This is a genomic window from Phyllobacterium sp. NPDC097923 (genome assembly GCF_044760925.1).
Taxonomy (GTDB): Bacteria; Pseudomonadota; Alphaproteobacteria; order Rhizobiales; family Rhizobiaceae; genus Phyllobacterium; species Phyllobacterium calauticae.
This window is the reverse complement of the sequence record NZ_JBIWBL010000003.1, coordinates 1-18,301: the sequence shown is the minus strand read 5'-3', so window position 1 is coordinate 18,301 and position 18,301 is coordinate 1. Positions and strand designations below refer to the sequence as shown.

The following is an 18,301-nucleotide window of genomic DNA, read 5'->3' as shown; positions in this document are numbered from 1 at the left end:
TCTAGGCGCGCAAAATGGATATTCTCAATTCGGTCATCCTGGGAATTATTGAAGGCATCACGGAGTTCCTCCCGATTTCCAGCACCGGCCATCTTCTGATCGCCGAGCATTGGCTGGGGCAAAGGTCGGACCTTTTCAACATCGTCATTCAGGCCGGTGCCATACTGGCGGTGACCATCGTGTACTGGCGGCGGATATGGTCCCTCGCATTCGGGCTCCATCTGCCGGAAAACCGAGCCTATGTCGGCAAGCTGCTTCTGGCATTTCTGATAACCGCCGCTTTGGGGCTTATCGCCAAGAAGCTGGGCTTCAAACTGCCGGAGACCCTGCAGCCGGTCGCGTGGGCGCTGATCATTGGCGGCCTGTGGATGCTGGTGGCCGAATGGCTTGCGGCAAAACAGCCGGACCGGACTGAAGTGACGTGGCTGGTTGCCATTCTCGTCGGTATCGCACAGATCGTGGCCGGCATATTCCCCGGCACCTCCCGGTCGGCGGCCACCATTTTCATTGCCATGCTGGCCGGAACAAGTAACCGCGCAGCGGCAACCGAGTTTGCATTTCTCGTGGGCATCCCGACGATGTATGCAGCCAGCGCCTATGAATTGTACGGCCAGTGGAAAACCGGTGGCGGCAATGAGGACTGGGGCGCCCTCGGCATAGCGTTCGTCGTGTCGACCATCACCGCATTCATCGCGGTCAAATGGCTGCTCAACTACATACGTTCGAACCGCTTCACGGCTTTCGCGATCTACCGCATTCTCTTCGGGCTTGTCCTGCTCGGTGTCTCAGTGCTTGCCTGATCTGCCGCCTTTGTGGAGACGATGCATGAGCCTGACATCGTCTCCGGCCAGCTCCGAGCGCAACAGATTGAGAAGTTCAAGCTTTTCAATCACCGCCTTCGGCTGAAAGGTCGCCAGGCCGACGATGATCGCCTCGATGAATGCCAGCGTTGCCGTGTGCGTGCTGAAGGCATCGGTCTTTCCGCGCGGGATCGTGAGCGTCATATCAACTCTTGGCCCCAGCTGGCTTTCCAGCGTATCCGTCACCAGTATTTTTCCGGCATTCACGCGGTCCGCATGATCGACGAGCACGTCGAGTTCCGAATAGACCCGCCCATAGGCCATAATGAAAAGCAAATCGCCCTTCTCCATCGGCAGGAGCTGGTCCGCCAGCAGAAGACCGGTCGCCGTCACTGCCCGCGCCCTCAAGCCAAACCGCGTCAGCTGGGTCGCGAAGTAAACGGCAAGCGCGCTTGTGGGGCCGATGCCGAAAATGACGATCTCGCGCGCCCCGGCCAGCCTTGTCACCAGCGCAACATAATCATCCACCGGCACATTCTCGCTGATTGCTTCGATAGCCTGGATGTGAGCCCTTTGCGTGTCTTCAAACGCCTTCTTCAGATCTCCCCCGGTTTCCCTGATGGTCTGGGTGATCCGCTCTGCCGGGTTGTCCTGCGTCTTCAAGTCATCGGCAATGGCGCGGCGCAGGGCATCAAGCCCGTCGAAACCGAGAGCCTTGGCGGTGCGGATGACGGTCGCGTCACTGGTCCCCAGAGTCCTGGCAAGTTCCATCGCGGACATGACCAGCACCTGATGCCTGTTTGCGGCGAAATAGGTTGCGACCCGCCGCTCCGTCTGGCTCAGCGGAAGAGAGCCGTCATGAACCGGCAGAAAGATGGAACGTACTCCGGACAACGTGTTCTCCATTGACATTTGTCGTATTTACTACATTATCACGTGCAATGTAGTAAATACAACCAAGCGACTCATCATCATGGACAGTATCTCGTGGAGCATAGCGGGACCAGCAATCGGCGCGGCCTTCCTCGCCTCCGTTGTCGAGGTCGTTGAGGCGTTCACCATCGTTTTGGCGGTCGGTGTCCTCCGGGGCTGGCGCCCCGCCATCGCCGGCACCATTGCGGGCCTGGCGGTCCTTGCAATCATCGTCGCCGGTCTGGGACCGCTGCTCGATCAGGTTCCGCTGCATGGCCTGCAACTGGTCATCGGCGTTCTGCTCCTGCTGTTCGGCATGGGCTGGCTGCGCAAGGCCATCCTCCGGTCGGCAGGCATTGTTCCCCTGCACGACGAGCTTGCCGCATTTCAGGCGGAAAAGGCCAATCTCGACAAGGAGGCACAGACGCATGGCACCTCGCTCGACTGGATCGCCGGTATAACGGCATTCAAGGCCATTCTCCTCGAGGGACTTGAAGTCGTGTTCATCGTGATCGCCGTCGGCTCCGGTCGCGGCCTCGTCGGTCCGGCTGCGCTTGGGGCACTGGCCGCGTGCGTGCTCGTGTTGCTGGTGGGCGCTGTTGTCCACAAGCCCCTGTCGCGCGTTCCGGAAAACACCATGAAGTTCGGCGTCGGGGTCATGCTGTCCTCCTTCGGCGTGTTCTGGACCGGAGAAGGCCTAGGTATCGCCTGGCCGGGACAGGACCTGACATTGCTGCTTTTCGCCGCCCTCTTCCTGCTGACGGGAATCGCGATGTCCTATATCCTAAGCGCAAAGCGGCAGGAGCTTTCCCGATGAATATTCTGAAGGAAGTGTTTGCGGAACTCTACAAGATGTTCCTGGGCGATGCCAAGCTGACGGCGGCCACCTGTGCCGTGGTGGCGGCGACGGCGGCCATCGTCAAATGGGTGCCTGCCGTGAATACGGCCATCATCGGATATCTGTTTCTGGCGGGATGCCTGGCAACGCTGATTATCGTCACAACCGCAGCTGCGGTCCGTTCACGCCGGCCATAACCGGACACGCCTGCGGGTGTCCGGCTGCTGCTCCATTCGCCTACACGTCAGCGCTGCTTGGGATGCAGCGTCAGTTTCATGTGGCGGTTGACATCCTTGTAGAGCAGGTAGCGGAAAGGCTGCGGGCCACCGGCATAGCAGGCCTGCGGGCAGAATGCGCGCAGCCACATGAAATCGCCGGCTTCGACCTCGACCCAATCCTGATTGAGACGATAGACGGCCTTGCCTTCCAGCACATAGAGGCCATGTTCCATGACGTGCGTCTCGGCAAACGGGATAACGGCGCCCGGCAGCAGCGTGACAATCGTCACGTGCATGTCGTGCCGCACATCGGCGGGATCGACGAAACGCGTGGTTGCCCATCTGCCATCCGTGTCCGGCATGACCGAAGGCGCAATGTCGTTTTCATTGAGCACAAGCGGCGTGGGCAGGTCGATGCCGTCGACGGCCTCGTAGGCTTTGCGTATCCAGTGAAAACGCACGAACGTATCCGTTGTATTCACAACGGACCAATCGGCTGCAGGCGGGATAAACGCATAGCCGCCCGGCTGCATGGTGTGGGTCTTGCCGGCAAGCGTCAGCTGCAGCGCGCCCTCGACGATGAACAGCACCCCTTCCGCGTCCGGGTCCAGCTCCGGGCGTGCGCTGCCGCCGCCGGGTGCGACTTCCATGATGTATTGCGAGAAGGTTTCCGCAAAGCCGGACAATGGTCGCGCCAGAACCCAGCACCGGGTCTTGTCCCAGAACGGCAGAACACTGGTGACGATATCCTGCATCACCCCCTTCGGCAGGACGGCATAGGCCTCGGTGAATACGGCACGGCCCGTCAGCAGCTGGCTTTGCGAGGGATGTCCGCCTTGGGGAGCATAATAGGTGTTTCGGGACATAGGAGACTCCTCAGCTTGTCCAATAATGTTTGAGCGCCAGATGCGCAATTCCGCGGGCCAGTGTTACCCGCTCCTATGAACCATCTTGCAAATGAAGCAAACTCCCAATCCCTAGCAGAATCCCATTGAAATCACATGGGTTGATCAGCGCCGCTCACGCGGCGATTCCGCCCATAGTAAATCAACCGGATGCGCAGCATTTTCAAAATGATATTGAAGATGTTTTGACGATTTCGTCTACGACATTTTGTCCAAGGGGTCGCTGGCGCCATTCATGGCTTCCTGCAACTGCCTCGCAAGCCCGCGTGTACAGGCACGGACCGGCAGCCCCTTCTGCCCATCGCCTTCAAGGGGAAACGGATCGGCATACCCGCCGGCTTCTTCGACAAGCAGCAAACCGGCAAGCACATCCCAGGCAAAGAGATGCGCCTCGACATAGCCGTCAATGCGCCCTGCGGCAACCTGAGCCAGGCCGCGCGCCGCGGAACCGAATTGAACGCACTCGCACCCCCCATCGAGCAAACGCGCCATCAAGGCCAGATAGTCGCGTGACGATGTCCTTCTGGAATAGCCCGCTTCAACCGCCGCCCGCCCCATCGTCGCGGTTGTGCTCACCCGCATGCGCTCGCCATTGCAGAACGCCCCATGGCCACGGCGCGCAACAAACAATTCCCCAGCCACGGGATCAAACACCACGCCAATCCGCGTATCACCATTGAGGCTGAAAGCAATTGAGATGGCAAAACCGGCGATGCCGCGGGCAAAATTTCCCGTGCCGTCGATGGGGTCGACAACCCACACCTGCGCGCTGATATCTCCCCCGGACTCCTCGGTCAGAATGCCGTCATCCGGAAATCGGCTTTGGATCGCATTGCGGATGAGAGCATCGATTGCGTGATCCGCTGCGGTGACCAGGTCCTGCGGCCCCTTCTCGATGATGCCGAGACCGTCAGACCTGCGGAAGTGGCGCATGGCAACCGCACCGGCCTGCTGCACCACTGAAACCGCGAAATCGTAACGCGCGGAAAGCGCTGCATCGCTCATGGAAACATTCATGGTTTTGCTGTGCCTGCCCGTGATTTCATGCGCCAGGCCGTGGCGGACGGCAGGCCGCCCAGTGCCGCGGCAATGCGGTCGGCATGTTCGATGAGCGATCGCGCCATCGCCGGTACGGCGGCATCCGGCAGCAGCTGTTTCAAAGTCGTCACGCTGATCGCCCCCACGGCCGCTCCATCATGTCCGAAGACACCGGCAGCGACGCAGACCACGCCTTCGTGATCTTCCTCGTCATCAATCGCATAATGCCGCTCGGTCACGAGATCGAGCGCAGCGCTCAATGCCGGTATCGAGCTGAGTGTCTTGGCGGTCCGCGCGGGGTATCCGACACGCTCCAGAATGGTCACCGCATCTTCGCGCGCCATGGCCGCAAGAAAGATTTTGCCGACTGCCGAACAATGCGGCCGTTCGCGCCGGCCAAGCGCCGCCTCGAAGCGAATGGCATCGGGTGCGTCAGCCCTGCCGATCACCACGGCCGCATCCTCGTCCCAGATGGCAACGCGCGAGGTGATGCCTATCGACTGCGTCAACTGGCGCAGAACCGGCATTGCCACATCGGCGATCCCCGTTCCGCTGATGGCGAGATCCCCAAGGCGCACCAGGGCAAGGCCGAGCAGATAGCGCCGCGTCATCCCCTCGCCCACATCCGTCACGATGCCGCGTGCCTTCAGCGTCAACAGAATGGCATAGGCCGCCGCTTTCGTGATGCCGACATCCCGCGCAAGGTCAGTCAGACGCGCGCCCTCCCGCCCCGAACCCGCGATCTTGTCGACGATATCCAGCGCTCGTCCCACGCTTTGCACCCGGTAGAGATCTTCAGCCATTGCGCACAATTCCTCCTCCCTGTCATTAAACAGACACGTGTTAATAGTAAACACTGTTTCGTAATAAAAAACAAATCCTATCTGGGCAACTTCCTTTTGCCTGAGACAGGATGCTACCAGGAATGAATCATGCACGTGACAGTACTCGGAGCAGGCACCGTCCTTCCCTGCGCCAACCGCAGCCCATCCGGCTACCTCGTTGATATCGCCGATGAGCGGCTGGTGTTTGATATGGGCGCGGGAACGCTGGCGCGCCTGCATTCGGCAGGGTTCAGCTACCGTGACCTCGGCAAGGTTTTTATCTCCCATCTGCATTCGGACCACGTGCTCGATCTCATCGCCTTGCTGCAGGCTTTCAATGCCACACCCGGATGGACCCGCACGACACCCCTCACCCTCATGGGCTGCAAGGGTTTGAGCGATTTCGTTGCCGGCATCATGAACCTGTTCGACGGCACGGAGCCGGAAAACTACGAACTGAATATCGTCGAATTGACTGCCGGCCGGCATGATTTTCCCGGCTTCGTCATCGAAACAGCACTGACCGGCCACACGGACAACAGCCTGGCATTTCGGCTTGAAGCCGATGACCGGGTCTTTGTTTATTCCGGCGATGCAATCGAAAGCGCCGCTCTTGCCGGACTGGCCCGCAAGGCAGACCTTTTCGCCTGCGAGTGCTCCTTCCCCACAGGTTTTGTCACGGCGGATCATCTCACGGCCGATGGCGTTGGCCGCCTCGCAGCGTCTGCCGGGGTAAAACGCGTTCTGCTCACACACCTCTATCCGGATACGGATGACGACGAGGTGGCGCGGCAGGTCTGTTCCGTGTTTGACGGTGACGTCATCGTGGCGCGTGACGGCACGGTGGTGGTGCTGCCGTGAAGAGGATTGGGTTGGGAAAGCTCAACCGCACCTGGTTGGGCCTTCTGCCGCTGCTGGCATTCGTCAGTGCCTTCGAAATCCTGCCGGTCCTCATGCTTGTGAAGTCGAGTTTGAGCGGGCCGGATGGCATGCTGCTGGGTAATTTTGCGCGGGCATTGACGCCATCCATCGCCACAGCCTTCGCCAACAGCCTGCAATTGTCGCTCGCAACGGCCCTGGGCGGGACTCTTTTGGGGACGATCATCGCCTATGCCATCGCCACATCCTCCAACGCCACCGTCCGGCTGTCGCTGACCGCCCTTGCCAATGTCACGGCAAACTTCGGGGGTGCCCCGCTTGCCTTTGCCTTTGTCATCACGCTTGGCTCAACCGGCTTCATCACGATCCTCCTGAGCTATGCCGGTATCGACCTCTATCCCGGTTTCCGGATCTATTCGATCGGCGGCCTGGGTATCGCTTACCTCTATTTCCAGCTGCCGCTGGCCATTTTGCTCGTCATCCCCGCGCTGAAGGGGCTGCGGCGGGAGTGGCGGGAAGCGGCGGAATGCCTCGGCGCTTCCGGCCTGCAATATTGGACCGGCATCGGACTGCCCATTCTCGCGCCGGCCATGCTGGCAAGTTTTTTCCTACTGTTCGCCAATGCCTTCGGCGCCTATGCGACCGCGTGGACCCTTACCGGTTCCGACGTCAATATCATCCCTGTGCAGATCGCCGCCCTCATACGCGGCGAGGTGAAGCTTGACCCGGCACTGGCTGATGCGCTTGCGGTTCTTTCCCTGCTTGTCATGGGAAGCTGCCTCGTTGCCTATCAGCATTTCATGCGCCGCATGAGGCGTTCCGCATGAGCATGAAATCCCTCACATGGCGGGCACCGGTCATCGGTTCCTTCATCGCGTTCATGATCGTCCCGGTCATTGCAACGGCACTGTTTTCCGTCGCAACCCGCTGGGACCGGACCCTGTGGCCGGAAGGACTGACGCTGAACTGGTGGATCAAGGTTTCATCGCGCTCGGCTTTCCTCGATACGCTGATGAATTCGCTCTGGCTTTCCGTACTGTCCGTTCTGGTTTCGCTGATCCTTGTGGTGCCTGCGGCCTATCTCGTCCATGCGCGCATGCCGCGGGCCAAGCCATGGCTGGAATTCCTGTCGCTCGTGCCCTTTTCCCTGTCGGGGGTGGTGCTGGCGCTTGCTCTCATCCGCCTCTATTCAAAGCTGCCGCTCCCCCTCATCAACACGCCCAATCTCCTGATTGCGGCCTATGTCATCATCACGCTGCCGTTCATGTACCGCGCGGTGATGAACGCGCTTGAAAGCGTGGATACGAACAGGCTTTCAGAGGCGGCGCAAAGCCTTGGCGCCAACCCCGCGCAGGTTTTGCTGCGGGTTATCGTGCCCAACATCGCACCTGGCATTGTCAACGGCAGCCTGCTGGTCTTTTCCACGGCCTTCGCCGAGTTCGTCCTTGCCAATCTGATGACCGGCACGCGCTTCAAGACCTTTCCGATCTATCTCGTCGAGTTCACGCGTTCCGATGCCCGGCAGGCAAGCGCCCTTGCCTTCATGAGCTTTGCATTCGCCTGGCTCATTTCGCTTGCCATCCTGTGGAGTGCAACGCGGGTTCGCCAGAACGCGAGAGCCGATACCCCGCACTGAACGCAAACACCGACATGCACGCCGCAAGCGGGAGCGGCGTGTATCGAACAAACCCGCCTCTGGAGAAAACCATGACCAAGAAACTCGTTACCATGATCATCGGCGCTGCCGTCTTCAGCGCCCAGCTTCTGCCGGCGATGGCCGACGACAAGCTCGCCGCCGCCAAGAAGGAAGGCCAATATGTCAGCTATGGCATGTCGGATGACTGGGTCAATCTCGGGACCATCTTCGCCAATATTGAAAGCAAATACGCGCTCAAGCATGTCGATACCGACATGACATCGGCGGAGCAGATAACGCACCTTCTCGCGGAGAAGGATGCACCGGTCATGGATATTGCCGATATCGGCTACGATTTCACCGCACGTCTGCTGGAGAACGGCCTGGCTGCCAGCTACAAGAATACCTCGTGGGACAGCATAAAGCCGCAATATAAGGACCCCGAAGGCCGTTGGGCCGCGTCCTATTGGGGCGCCATCGCTTTCCTCGTCAACACGGACAAGGTGAAGGAGCTGCCGCAGACCTGGAATGACCTGCTCAAGCCGCAATACAAGGACATGGTCTGCAGTCGCGATCCGCGCATCTCTACCTATGCAACAGCCTCCGTCCTTGCCGCAGCCTATGCCAATGGCGGCAGCGAGGCCAATGTGCAGCCCGGCCTCGACTGGTTCAAAACACTGCGCGACAGCGGCAACCTGCGCAACGGCGTGGTCCTGAATGTCGGCTCCGTACAAAAGGGCGAATGCCCTATTTCCCTGGTCTATGATTTTGACGGCTTTGCCAAGCGCGATGCGACCGGCTTGCCGCTCAAGGTCATCATTCCCGCCGACGGTACCGTTGGAATGCTGTTCGCCCAGTACATCAGTTCGGTCGCACCGCACCCGAACGCGGCAAAGGTTGCCATCGACTATCTGTTCTCCGATGAAGGACAGCTGCTTCTCGCCCAGGGCTATGCTCATCCGACCCGGGACATCGCGCTGCCAGACGACGTGAAGACGAAAATGCTGCCAGCCAGCGCCTATGAGAAAGTGCGTTTTCCAACCAATCTGACCAGCTTCTCCGGCGCGATCAAGGCAATTGCCGATGGTTGGGATAAACTCGCAAAATAGTTGCTTCCAACGCAAAAGCGAACCGTGCGCTTACGTCGGTAAGCGCACGGTTTCATTATTTAATTTATCATGAAAATACGGCATCTATTTAATATATCGCTATAATTTCTGTTTCACTTGTGAAATTGAATTCCTTAAGCCGTACATGAAGACATACATACCCGCCAGTGGCACGAAGTGGCTGGTTCGGGAATATGATATCAAATATTTAAGTCTGTCAGAATTCGTTCTATTGCATTATGGGCAATCAAATGAGAATGCTTGTTTCCATGAGTCGCGTTTGAGTCCGCAAGGAATTTGTTCCGATGCCTCGTTCAATGCTGAGCCTCGCTTTGCCGATGTACATTTCAAAATAATCCATCGCACCCGTCGAAATCCCCCGTGATGGTTCGTCATCACAGATGAGACGCATCAAGCGCTTCTGTTGCCGGACAAACCGGGCCTACCCAGATTCCATATCAAATCAAGGCAGCTCCATGACCCATGATACACCGACCTATGCCGATGGGACGTCGTCTGCGTCTCCCGTGCAAGACCATAGCGCCCGCAACAGGCTTGTCATTGCCTTGCTCCTGGTGTCGGCATTTGTCGTCATTCTCAATGAAACCATCATGGGCGTGGCGTTGCCGCACTTGATGGCGGATCTGAAGATAACCGCAAGTGCTGCCCAGTGGCTGACCACGGCGTTCATGCTGACCATGGCCGTGGTGATCCCGATCACCGGCTTTCTGCTGCAGCGGCTGCACACGCGGCAGGTGTTCATTCTGGCCATGTCGCTGTTCAGCACCGGCACATTGGTATGCGCGCTGGCACCGGGTTTCCCGGAGCTGGTCGTCGGACGGATCGTCCAGGCGTCCGGCACCGCGGTGATGATGCCATTGCTCATGACCACGATCATGAATCTCGTGCCGCCGGAAACGCGCGGCAAGACCATGGGCAACATCTCCATTGTCATTTCCGTGGCCCCGGCCATCGGACCGACCATTTCCGGGCTGATCCTTTCCGCACTCGACTGGCGCTGGCTGTTCCTGCTGGTCCTGCCGATTGCGCTGCTGGCGCTGGGCCTCGGCACCCTGCGCATGCGCAATGTAACGGTTCCGATCAAGGCGCCGATCGACATCCTCTCCATCTTTCTCTCGGCCGTGGGTTTCGGCAGTTTCGTCTACGGCCTCAGCGGACTGGGTGAAGCCGCGATTCACACGCCCACCGTATCGCCCTGGTTCCCGCTTGTGCTGGGAGCAGTGGTCATTGCGGTTTTCCTCCTGCGCCAGCTGCAGCTGCAAAAGCAGGAGCGGGCCCTGCTTGACCTGCGCACATTGACCATACGGACGTTCGCGATTTCGACCGCGATGATGGCGATCCTGATGATGTCGATGTTCGGCGTTTTCATCCTGCTACCGCTTTATCTGCAGAACGTCCTCGGGCTTTCGACGCTGGAGACCGGATTGCTGATGTTGCCGGGCGGCCTGATCATGGGTCTTTGCGCGCCCACTGTCGGCAGCCTCTTCGACAAGTACGGACCGAAGCCGCTGATCATCCCCGGCGCCATCGTCTTGAGCCTGGTGCTGTGGGGTCTCGTCTTCGTGCAGCAGGACACACCCTTCTGGGTCCTTTTGATCGCGCATATCGTGCTGAGCATCGGCCTCGCGCTCATGTTCACGCCCCTGTTCACGGTCAGCCTCGGTTCATTGCCGCCACAGCTTTATTCCCATGGCAGCGCCATGATCGGCACCACCCAGCAGGTGGCCGGCGCGGCGGGAACGGCGCTGTTTGTCGCCATCATGACCTTGCGTTCGGCGAGCCTCGCCGCGGGTGGGGCCAATATTCTGACCGCGACGACCGGCGGCATCAAAACCGCTTTTCTCTGCGGAGCGATTATCTCGCTGGGTGCCGTTGTCGCGGCGTTCTTCATCCGGAAACCCGAAGGGAGCCAGGCTTCAGGCGGGCATCACTGAACGGTTCAAGCCCGTTTCGTGGAACGCTGATCGCCGGGTGCACCGTCCGAAAGGATCTGCCGCATATCGGCCGCTGAAGCAGCATCCTGCCAGCGGTCCCGCAGATCCTGCAGATTTACCTCTGTTCCGAGCAATCGCTTTGCCACACGCGGCAGGGATGCCGCCCCCATGCTGAGCTTGGTCACGCCGGATGCGACAAGAAGAACGGCTGCACCGGGATCGCCTGCGGCTTCACCGCAGACGGAAACCGGAATAGTGGTCGCTTCCGCCGCTTCGACAACATCGCGGATGAGGGAAAGCACGGCCGGATGGGCGGCATCTGCAAAGGTGCCAAGCCGTGGATTGCCCCGCTCCGCCGCAAGGGTGTACTGGGTCAGATCATTGGTGCCGATGGAAAAGAAATCCGCCGCTCCCGCAAACTGTTTCGCCGTCAGCGCGGCAGCCGGCACCTCAACCATGATGCCAAGATCGATGGGCCAGCGATGGTCGATTTTTGCAGCATCGAGCGCCGCATGCGCCTCGTCCAGGGCCCGGCGCGCCGCGTGCAGTTCATCGACCTGCGTCACCATGGGCAGCATGATCCGCACATCGTGCCCGGCGGCAGCACGCAGGATCGCACGCAGCTGCGTCTGGAAGATTGCCGGTTCCGCGAGGGAAAGACGCAAGCCACGCACACCGAGGAACGGATTGGCTTCTTCGGGCATGTTCATATAGGGAACCGGCTTGTCCCCTCCGGCATCCAACGTGCGCACCACGATCGGCTTGCCCGTGAATACATCGAAGATCGCTTTGAGTTCGCGCATCTGCTCGATTTCACCGGGAGCTTCCTGCCGGTCCAGGAACATCATTTCCGTGCGCAGCAGGCCGATGCCCAAAGCACCGGCTTTCACTGCAGCCTTGGCATCGCCAACGCCGACAACATTGGCCCACAGCTCAATTCGGCGTCCGTCCCGCATTTCGATGCTGCCGTCGATCAGAGTGGAGCCGGAAGCATCCAGCTTTTCTTCATCACGCGCCTTGAGGAAAGGCGCGCTTTGTTCGGGCGTCGGATCGAACAGAACAGCACCGGTCGCGCCATCGAATGCAACGGTTGCCGCATCCGCCGGAACAAGTCCCCCGGCATTGGCGATGGCTGGAATACCGGCCCCGCGCAACAGGATTGCCGCATGCGATGTCGCGCCGCCGCGCCGCTCGATCACGCCGAGGACCTGAGCGGGGTCGAGAACAAGCGCTACGGACGGCGGCAACTCGTCCGCAAGCAAGATGGCTGGCGGCCCGGCCGGCAGTTCAAACGCCGCGCGGCCGAGCAGCGCCGCGATGATTGTATCGCGCAGATCGAGCAGATCGGCTTCGCGCGCACGCAAATAGGCATCTTCAAGGCTGCGATATGCCAGTGCCGCCTTGTCAAAGACCGCCGAAACCGCCGCCGTTGCATTCAATTTTTCATCGGTGATTTTGGTCCGGGCAGCCGGAATGAGTCCAGGCTCGGCCAGAAGTCCGATTTGAACAGCCGCAATATCTCCCGCCATGCCATGCGTCTTGCCCAGGGTTTCGCCGACGGAGGCAATGACAGCATCCAGACGGGCAATTTCGGCCTGCGGATCGGCAATGGATGCGTTCGACACCTCAAGCACGGGGCGCTTGAGAACAGTCAGCGGTCCAACGGCGATCCCCGGAGAAACGGGTGTCGCATTGCCTTTCGCAACGACTTGCGCCGGTGCTGCTGCAGGGTCGGCCTTGCCGGCCAGGCTCTGGATCAGATCGCGCATGGCCGATACGGCCTCTTGTGCATCCGCACCGCTCGCCGTGATGATGAGGCGATCGCCTTGCCGCACGCCAAGCGTCATGAGGTCGATCATGCTGACCGCCGAAGCGGCTGATTTGTTGCCTTCCGCCCGGGCAATGCCGATCTGCGATATGAATTTTGCAGCCAGTGCCGCAACCTGCGCGGCGGGGCGCGCATGCAGACCATGCGGATCCGGAATGACCGCTTCGGCCGTGGCATCGGGCGCGCCGGTATCTGCCGGTGCGGCTTCCGGCGCGGACAACACCTCACCGCCCAGCTGCTCGATCTTGGGCCGCAGCGCCTGCACCGCCTGACGCTCAACCTCCGCGCGCGGCAGGCCCTGCCCTGCTGCCACTGCAGCTGCGATGGCACCTTCGACAAACGGCGCCGCCGATAAAATCACACGCGTGCGCTGGTCGCTCTCGGTCAGGTCCAGCGCCATCTCCGCCGACAGAAGTGCGCTGCCGAGATCCATGAGCACGAGACTGCCCGCCGGATGGTCCGCCTCGGTCAAGGCTTCGAGAATACGCATGGCGTCAGTGCCGATCTCGTCACCATTGTCCCCCATCCCGGCGGCGCAGATGATCGTGACCGTATCCCCTGTCATCTGCCGCGCCAGTGCGGCGACACCCTCGGCAAGCATGCGGGAATGCGAAACGAGGATGAGCGCGACGTGATCAGACGCGCCGCTCATGCCGCGGCAACATCGGCGAGAGCTTTAAGCAGGTAATGGGTGGATGTCGCGCCGGGATCCTGATGCCCCACGCTGCGGTCTCCAAGATAACTCGCACGGCCCTTGTGTGCCACGAGCGGAATGGTTGCCTTCATGCCGGTTTCGGCCGCCGCCGCGCTCAGGGCCAGCGCTTCGGCAAGTGGCTTGCCGGCGGCCTGCTTCAGCGCATCGGCGGCAGGAGACAGCGCATCGATCATGGTCTTGTCGCCCAGCGCCGCCTTGCCGCGCTGCACGATGCCGGCAAGAGCGGCTTCCAGGCAGGCCGTCCAGTCGGCAAGGGTAAGATCAGCCTTGCCCGTCGCCTTCACCGCAGCACTGAGAAAAAATGTCGAATAGAGCGGACCGCTGGCGCCGCCCACGGTCGAGAGCAATGTCATCGCCGCCGTCTTGAAGACAGCAGCGGCATCCGGGAATGACTGATCCGCCAGCTTGGCTTTGACCGCGAGGAAGCCGCGGGCCATGTTCTCACCGTGATCGCTATCGCCAATCGGCGCATCGAGTTCCGTCAGATAGGCCTTTTCACGCTCATAGACATCGGCAGCACGGTTGATCCACGTGACAAGCGTTGCGACGGACAGCACATCCATTTGAATATCTCCCGGATAGATTTTGACAACAATGGTCCCACCCCGCGAACGGGATGGGACTTGATTTCACAGCCTGGCCGATGCCCGGACCGAGGGCTTCAGCCGATCATGTCAGGCGCCCCAGCGCAGCGATGGCGTGACCACCGGAGCGTCCCAGAACTTCACCATTTCATCGTCCAGTTTCAGCAGGGTGATCGAGCAGCCCGCCATTTCCAGACTGGTGACATAGGACCCGACAAGATTGCGGACGACTTTCAGCCCGTGTTTCGCCGCGATCTCATATGCCTTGCGATAGACGATATACAGTTCGATCTGCGGCGTTCCCCCCATGCCATTGACGAAGAGAAGCACATTGTCGCCGCTCTTGAAAGGCAGGTCCTCGAGAATGGGCTCGAGCAGCATTTCCGCCACACGATCCGCACTCTCCAGCTTCACCCGGTGCCGGCCCGGCTCGCCGTGAATGCCGATGCCGATTTCCATCTCATCCTCCTGCAGGATGAAGGATGGCTTGCCCGCATGCGGCACGGTACAGGCCGACAATGCCATGCCCATGGAGCGGCCGTTGGCATTGACCCTGCGGCAAAGATCGGCCACCGGTGCGAGCGGCATCCGGGCTTCTGCGGCTCCGCCGCATATCTTCTCCGCCAGAACCGTCGTGGCAACGCCGCGCCGGCCGGCGGTCCACGTCGAGTCCTTCACCGCCACGTCATCGTCGATAACAACACTTTCGACGTCAATGCCTTCTGCCCGGGCAAGATCGGCGGCCATTTCGAAATTCATCACATCGCCGGTGTAGTTCTTGACGATGTGAAGAATGCCTGCGCCGCCGTTGACCGCCTTTGATGCTTCCAGCATCTGGTCCGGGGTCGGGCTGGTGAAGACCGCTCCCGGACAGGCTGCATCGAGCATGCCCCGGCCGACAAAGCCGCCATGCATGGGTTCATGACCGCTGCCGCCCCCCGAAAGGAGGGCGGTTTTTCCCCGAACGGGCGCATCGGCCCGCGTGATGAAATTGGGGTTGCGGTGGACTCGGATCAGATCGCCATGGGCGGCAGTCATGCCGTCCAGAGCTTCCTCCACGACAGCGTCGGGAGCGTTGATCAGCTTTTTCATGCCAGCCTCCTTGGGTTAAATCAGGGCCTTGATGAAGAACGCAGCAATGATAGCACCAACGATAGGACCGACCACCGGAATCCACGAATAGCCCCAATCGGAGCCGCCCTTGCCGGAGATCGGCAGCACGGCGTGAGCAATACGCGGTCCAAGATCGCGGGCCGGATTGATGGCGTAACCGGTGGTTCCGCCGAGCGACAGGCCGATGGCCCAGACCAGCATGGCAACCATGTAAGGCCCGATTGCCGGGGTGATGCCGGCGCCTGCAACCGCTTTCGAGAAAATGGCGGCAATGACGAAGACCAGCACGAAGGTGCCGATGATTTCACTGATAAGGTTTGCCCCCGTATTCCGAATGGCCGGTCCCGTGCAGAAAACTGCAAGTTTCAGGCCGGCGTCCGATGTTTTCGCCCAATGCGGCAGATATTGCAGCCAGACGATGACGCCGCCGAGGAAGGCACCAATCAGCTGAGCCGGAATATAGGACGCAATCTTCGAATAGTCGCCCGATACAACAGCAAAACCGATTGTCACTGCCGGATTGATGTGCGCGTCGGGACTGCCTGTCGATGTGGCGACAAACACGCCCGCGAGCACCGCAAATGCCCAGCCGGCGGTGATTGCCACCCAGCCCGCATTCTGCGCCTTCGAACCCTGCAGCAAAACACCGGCAACGACGCCGTCGCCGAGAATGATGAGCATCATCGTCCCCAATAGTTCACCGATAAATGGTGTATGCATAGTCTCCTCCTCCTAAAAATGATGATGAACGGAACAAAGGGAGCTGCAACGAGCGCAGCTCCCCCAATTGACGATGTATTAATCCACCCAGTCAAGCGAACGGGTTACAGCCTTGTTCCAGGCGGCAAAGAGCTTGGTACGCTCGGCCTTTGACATGGCCGGATGCCAACGCTTGTCGACACCCCAGTTTTCCACGATGTCATTGGTGGATTTCCAGTAACCGACGGCGAGACCGGCCGCGTAGGCTGCACCCAAAGCCGTGGTCTCGATGACCTTCGGGCGCACGACCGGCACGTCGAGAATGTCCGACTGGAACTGCATCAGCAATTCATTGACGGTCATGCCGCCATCCGTGCGCAGTTCCTTGATCTCGACCTTGGAGTCCTTGACCATGGCGTCGAGCACTTCGCGCACCTGGTAGGCGCTGGCCTCGAGCGCCGCACGGGCGATGTGCCCCTTATTGGCAAAGCGGGTCAGGCCGGCAATGACGCCGCGGGCGCTGTCCTTCCAATGCGGCGCATAAAGACCGGAAAACGCCGGGACGAAATACACGTCGCCATTGTCTTCCACCGTCCGGGCCAAAGCTTCGACGTCGGGGCTTGTCTGGATGATGCCGAGGTTATCACGCAGCCATTGCACGAGGGCGCCGGTAATGGCGATGGAACCTTCGAGCGCATAAACCGCCTTCTTGTCCCCGAGCTTGTAACCGACCGTCGTCAGCAGGCCGAAGGTCGATGGAACGAGCTTTTCACCCGTATTCATCAGCATGAAGCAGCCGGTACCATAGGTGTTCTTGGCTTCACCCGGATTGAGGCATGCCTGGCCGAACAACGCCGCCTGCTGATCGCCGAGAATGCCGGCAACGGGCACGCCCTGGAGCGGCGCCGCCTTGATCTCGCCATAGACTTCACTCGACGAGCGGATGGTCGGCAGGCAGGCGCGCGGAATGTTGAAGAGCTTGAGAATCTCGTCATCCCAATCCAGGGTCTTGAGGTTCATCAGCTGCGTGCGGGAGGCATTCGTCACATCCGTGATGTGAATGCCGCCATCGGCGCCGCCGGTGAGGTTCCAGACCAGCCAGGTATCGATATTGCCGAAAAGCACCTCTCCTGCTTCAGCCTTGGCGCGCGCGCCGGGCACATTGTCGAGAAGCCAATGCAGCTTCAATCCGGAAAAATACGTCGCAAGCGGCAGACCTGTCTTTTCGCGCAGCCGATCCTTGCCGCCGTCCTTCGCGTAGCGGCCGACGAGCTGGTCCGTGCGGGTATCCATCCAGACCACGGCATTGTGCAGCGGCGCGCCCGTCTTCTTGTCCCAGAGAACGCTTGTTTCGCGCTGGTTGGTGATACCGACCGAGACCAGATCCGATGCGGAAAGCTTGGCTTTCTTGAGCGCACCGGCAACGACGCTCATCGTGTTGCGCCAGATCTCGATCGCGTTGTGTTCAACCCAGCCGGGTTTGGGAAATATCTGCTCGTGTTCCTTTTGATCGACGGCAATGACAGTACCCTTTCGATCAAAGATGATGAAGCGGGAACTGGTTGTGCCCTGATCAATGGATCCAACATATTTCGTCATACTTTCCTCCTGTTTCTTCTCTTGCGTTCGGTGTGGTGTTTCGGCTCGGCCAGAGGTCGCAACCGCAAGCCTCCCGGCTCCCCAGACGGATTGCGATCCCCTTGGTTTGGATGTCGGATGGTGAATTGAAAACAAGGTTTTGAGCAGCCATTGCGTTGCGGCAAGCGGCGCGTTTCGGACTGGCGGCCATGCTCAAAAGAAGTGACGGCGTATGCACTGGTCCGGCAGGCTCATGATCGGAGAAACGCCAGATCCTGCTATCGGATACCCCGCAAAACGCCGTGTCCACGGCGGGCTGGGCAATGCCGCAGCCGTCGAGATCAACTCCGAAAACAATGAGCCCGTAAGGACGTGCTTGCACGTGCCACCCCAACTCTAGCGTTCCACCGGATACAGCCGCTGTCTAAGCGATCATTTGTCGTTGATGAAACGATAACCGAAACCAAACGCGAAGGCAAGGAATGTAAAGTGAAAATAAAACGCGCATTCACAACCGCTTACACGTCACTGAATGGGCTGGCCGCGAGGCCAGCCGCCACCTGCTATTGCGATCTGCGCTGGACGGTTTTGGCCATGAAGGTTTCGAGGGCGTCGGCCTGGGCGTCGGTGACATGCAGGCCGACCTTGGTGCGCCGCCACAGCACATCCT

General features: G+C 60.1%; 17 protein-coding genes. 8 read left to right on the top strand and 9 right to left on the bottom strand.

What is annotated here, in order from left to right; all coding sequences use genetic code 11:
* The first annotated feature begins 14 nt into the window (after positions 1–14).
* A complete protein-coding gene (locus ACIQWS_RS15920) occupies positions 15–800 on the top strand; it encodes an undecaprenyl-diphosphate phosphatase (protein WP_346305891.1) in 786 nt (261 codons plus the stop codon).
* Here the strand turns inward: ACIQWS_RS15920 and ACIQWS_RS15915 are convergent.
* Positions 786–1,694 carry a MurR/RpiR family transcriptional regulator gene (locus tag ACIQWS_RS15915; RefSeq protein WP_403181251.1) on the bottom strand — a complete coding sequence of 303 codons (909 nt, stop codon included), beginning with the start codon at positions 1,692–1,694 and terminating at the stop codon, positions 786–788. The two genes, ACIQWS_RS15920 and ACIQWS_RS15915, sit on opposite strands and share 15 nt — an antisense overlap.
* 79 nt (positions 1,695–1,773) lie before the next feature.
* Between ACIQWS_RS15915 and ACIQWS_RS15910 the strand changes: the two genes are divergently transcribed.
* Together ACIQWS_RS15910 and ACIQWS_RS15905 are read left to right on the top strand one after the other, a co-directional pair.
* Positions 1,774–2,529, top strand: a complete 756-nt coding sequence (locus ACIQWS_RS15910) for a COG4280 domain-containing protein (RefSeq protein WP_403181250.1) — start codon at positions 1,774–1,776, stop codon at positions 2,527–2,529.
* Entirely contained in the window at positions 2,526–2,747 is a 222-nt protein-coding gene (locus tag ACIQWS_RS15905; RefSeq protein WP_403181247.1) for a hypothetical protein, read from the top strand. The genes ACIQWS_RS15910 and ACIQWS_RS15905 overlap by 4 nt, the downstream gene beginning before the upstream one ends.
* 47 nt (positions 2,748–2,794) lie before the next feature.
* On the opposite strand, the gene ACIQWS_RS15900 is transcribed toward ACIQWS_RS15905, so the two are convergent.
* From ACIQWS_RS15900 to ACIQWS_RS15890, 3 genes are all read right to left on the bottom strand, one after another.
* Positions 2,795–3,634: a bifunctional allantoicase/(S)-ureidoglycine aminohydrolase gene (locus tag ACIQWS_RS15900; RefSeq protein ID WP_403181244.1), complete on the bottom strand. Its 840-nt coding sequence runs from the start codon at positions 3,632–3,634 to the stop codon at positions 2,795–2,797.
* 237 nt (positions 3,635–3,871) lie between these two features.
* A complete protein-coding gene (locus tag ACIQWS_RS15895) occupies positions 3,872–4,678 on the bottom strand; it encodes an inositol monophosphatase family protein (RefSeq protein WP_403181242.1) in 807 nt (268 codons plus the stop codon).
* 8 nt (positions 4,679–4,686) lie between these two features.
* The gene (locus ACIQWS_RS15890; RefSeq protein WP_403181239.1) at positions 4,687–5,514 is read right to left on the bottom strand and encodes an IclR family transcriptional regulator; all 828 of its coding nucleotides are present in this window, start codon (positions 5,512–5,514) and stop codon (positions 4,687–4,689) included.
* A gap of 129 nt (positions 5,515–5,643) precedes the next feature.
* Between ACIQWS_RS15890 and ACIQWS_RS15885 the strand changes: the two genes are divergently transcribed.
* From ACIQWS_RS15885 to ACIQWS_RS15865, 5 genes are all read left to right on the top strand, one after another.
* Entirely contained in the window at positions 5,644–6,396 is a 753-nt protein-coding gene (locus ACIQWS_RS15885) for an MBL fold metallo-hydrolase (protein WP_403181234.1), read from the top strand.
* Positions 6,397–6,407: 11 nt separating this feature from the next.
* The gene (locus tag ACIQWS_RS15880; protein ID WP_403181231.1) at positions 6,408–7,241 is read left to right on the top strand and encodes an ABC transporter permease; all 834 of its coding nucleotides are present in this window, start codon (positions 6,408–6,410) and stop codon (positions 7,239–7,241) included.
* A complete protein-coding gene (locus tag ACIQWS_RS15875; RefSeq protein WP_403181227.1) occupies positions 7,238–8,050 on the top strand; it encodes an ABC transporter permease in 813 nt (270 codons plus the stop codon). The genes ACIQWS_RS15880 and ACIQWS_RS15875 overlap by 4 nt, the downstream gene beginning before the upstream one ends.
* A gap of 71 nt (positions 8,051–8,121) precedes the next feature.
* The gene (locus ACIQWS_RS15870) at positions 8,122–9,159 is read left to right on the top strand and encodes an extracellular solute-binding protein (protein ID WP_346305881.1); all 1,038 of its coding nucleotides are present in this window, start codon (positions 8,122–8,124) and stop codon (positions 9,157–9,159) included.
* Between the two features lie 476 nt (positions 9,160–9,635).
* On the top strand, positions 9,636–11,114 hold the full coding sequence (locus ACIQWS_RS15865; protein WP_403181223.1) for an MDR family MFS transporter: 1,479 nt from the start codon (positions 9,636–9,638) through the stop codon (positions 11,112–11,114).
* Between the two features lie 5 nt (positions 11,115–11,119).
* Here the strand turns inward: ACIQWS_RS15865 and ptsP are convergent, their stop codons facing one another.
* The 5 genes from ptsP to glpK all read right to left on the bottom strand — a co-directional run bounded on the left by ptsP (position 11,120) and on the right by glpK (position 17,652).
* Positions 11,120–13,594 carry a phosphoenolpyruvate--protein phosphotransferase gene (gene ptsP, locus ACIQWS_RS15860; RefSeq protein ID WP_403181220.1) on the bottom strand — a complete coding sequence of 825 codons (2,475 nt, stop codon included), beginning with the start codon at positions 13,592–13,594 and terminating at the stop codon, positions 11,120–11,122.
* Positions 13,591–14,220, bottom strand: a complete 630-nt coding sequence (dhaL, locus tag ACIQWS_RS15855; RefSeq protein WP_346305878.1) for a dihydroxyacetone kinase subunit DhaL — start codon at positions 14,218–14,220, stop codon at positions 13,591–13,593. Before dhaL ends, ptsP begins: the two co-directional genes overlap by 4 nt.
* Before the next feature lie 111 nt (positions 14,221–14,331).
* Positions 14,332–15,333 carry a dihydroxyacetone kinase subunit DhaK gene (gene dhaK, locus ACIQWS_RS15850; protein WP_223615867.1) on the bottom strand — a complete coding sequence of 334 codons (1,002 nt, stop codon included), beginning with the start codon at positions 15,331–15,333 and terminating at the stop codon, positions 14,332–14,334.
* A 15-nt stretch (positions 15,334–15,348) separates the two neighbouring features.
* Positions 15,349–16,074 (bottom strand): MIP/aquaporin family protein, encoded by a 726-nt coding sequence (locus tag ACIQWS_RS15845; protein ID WP_223615868.1) that lies wholly within the window; start codon positions 16,072–16,074, stop codon positions 15,349–15,351.
* A 78-nt stretch (positions 16,075–16,152) separates the two neighbouring features.
* Complete coding sequence (gene glpK, locus ACIQWS_RS15840; protein WP_346305877.1) at positions 16,153–17,652, bottom strand: glycerol kinase GlpK; 1,500 nt, start codon at positions 17,650–17,652, stop codon at positions 16,153–16,155.
* Positions 17,653–18,301 lie beyond the last annotated feature (649 nt).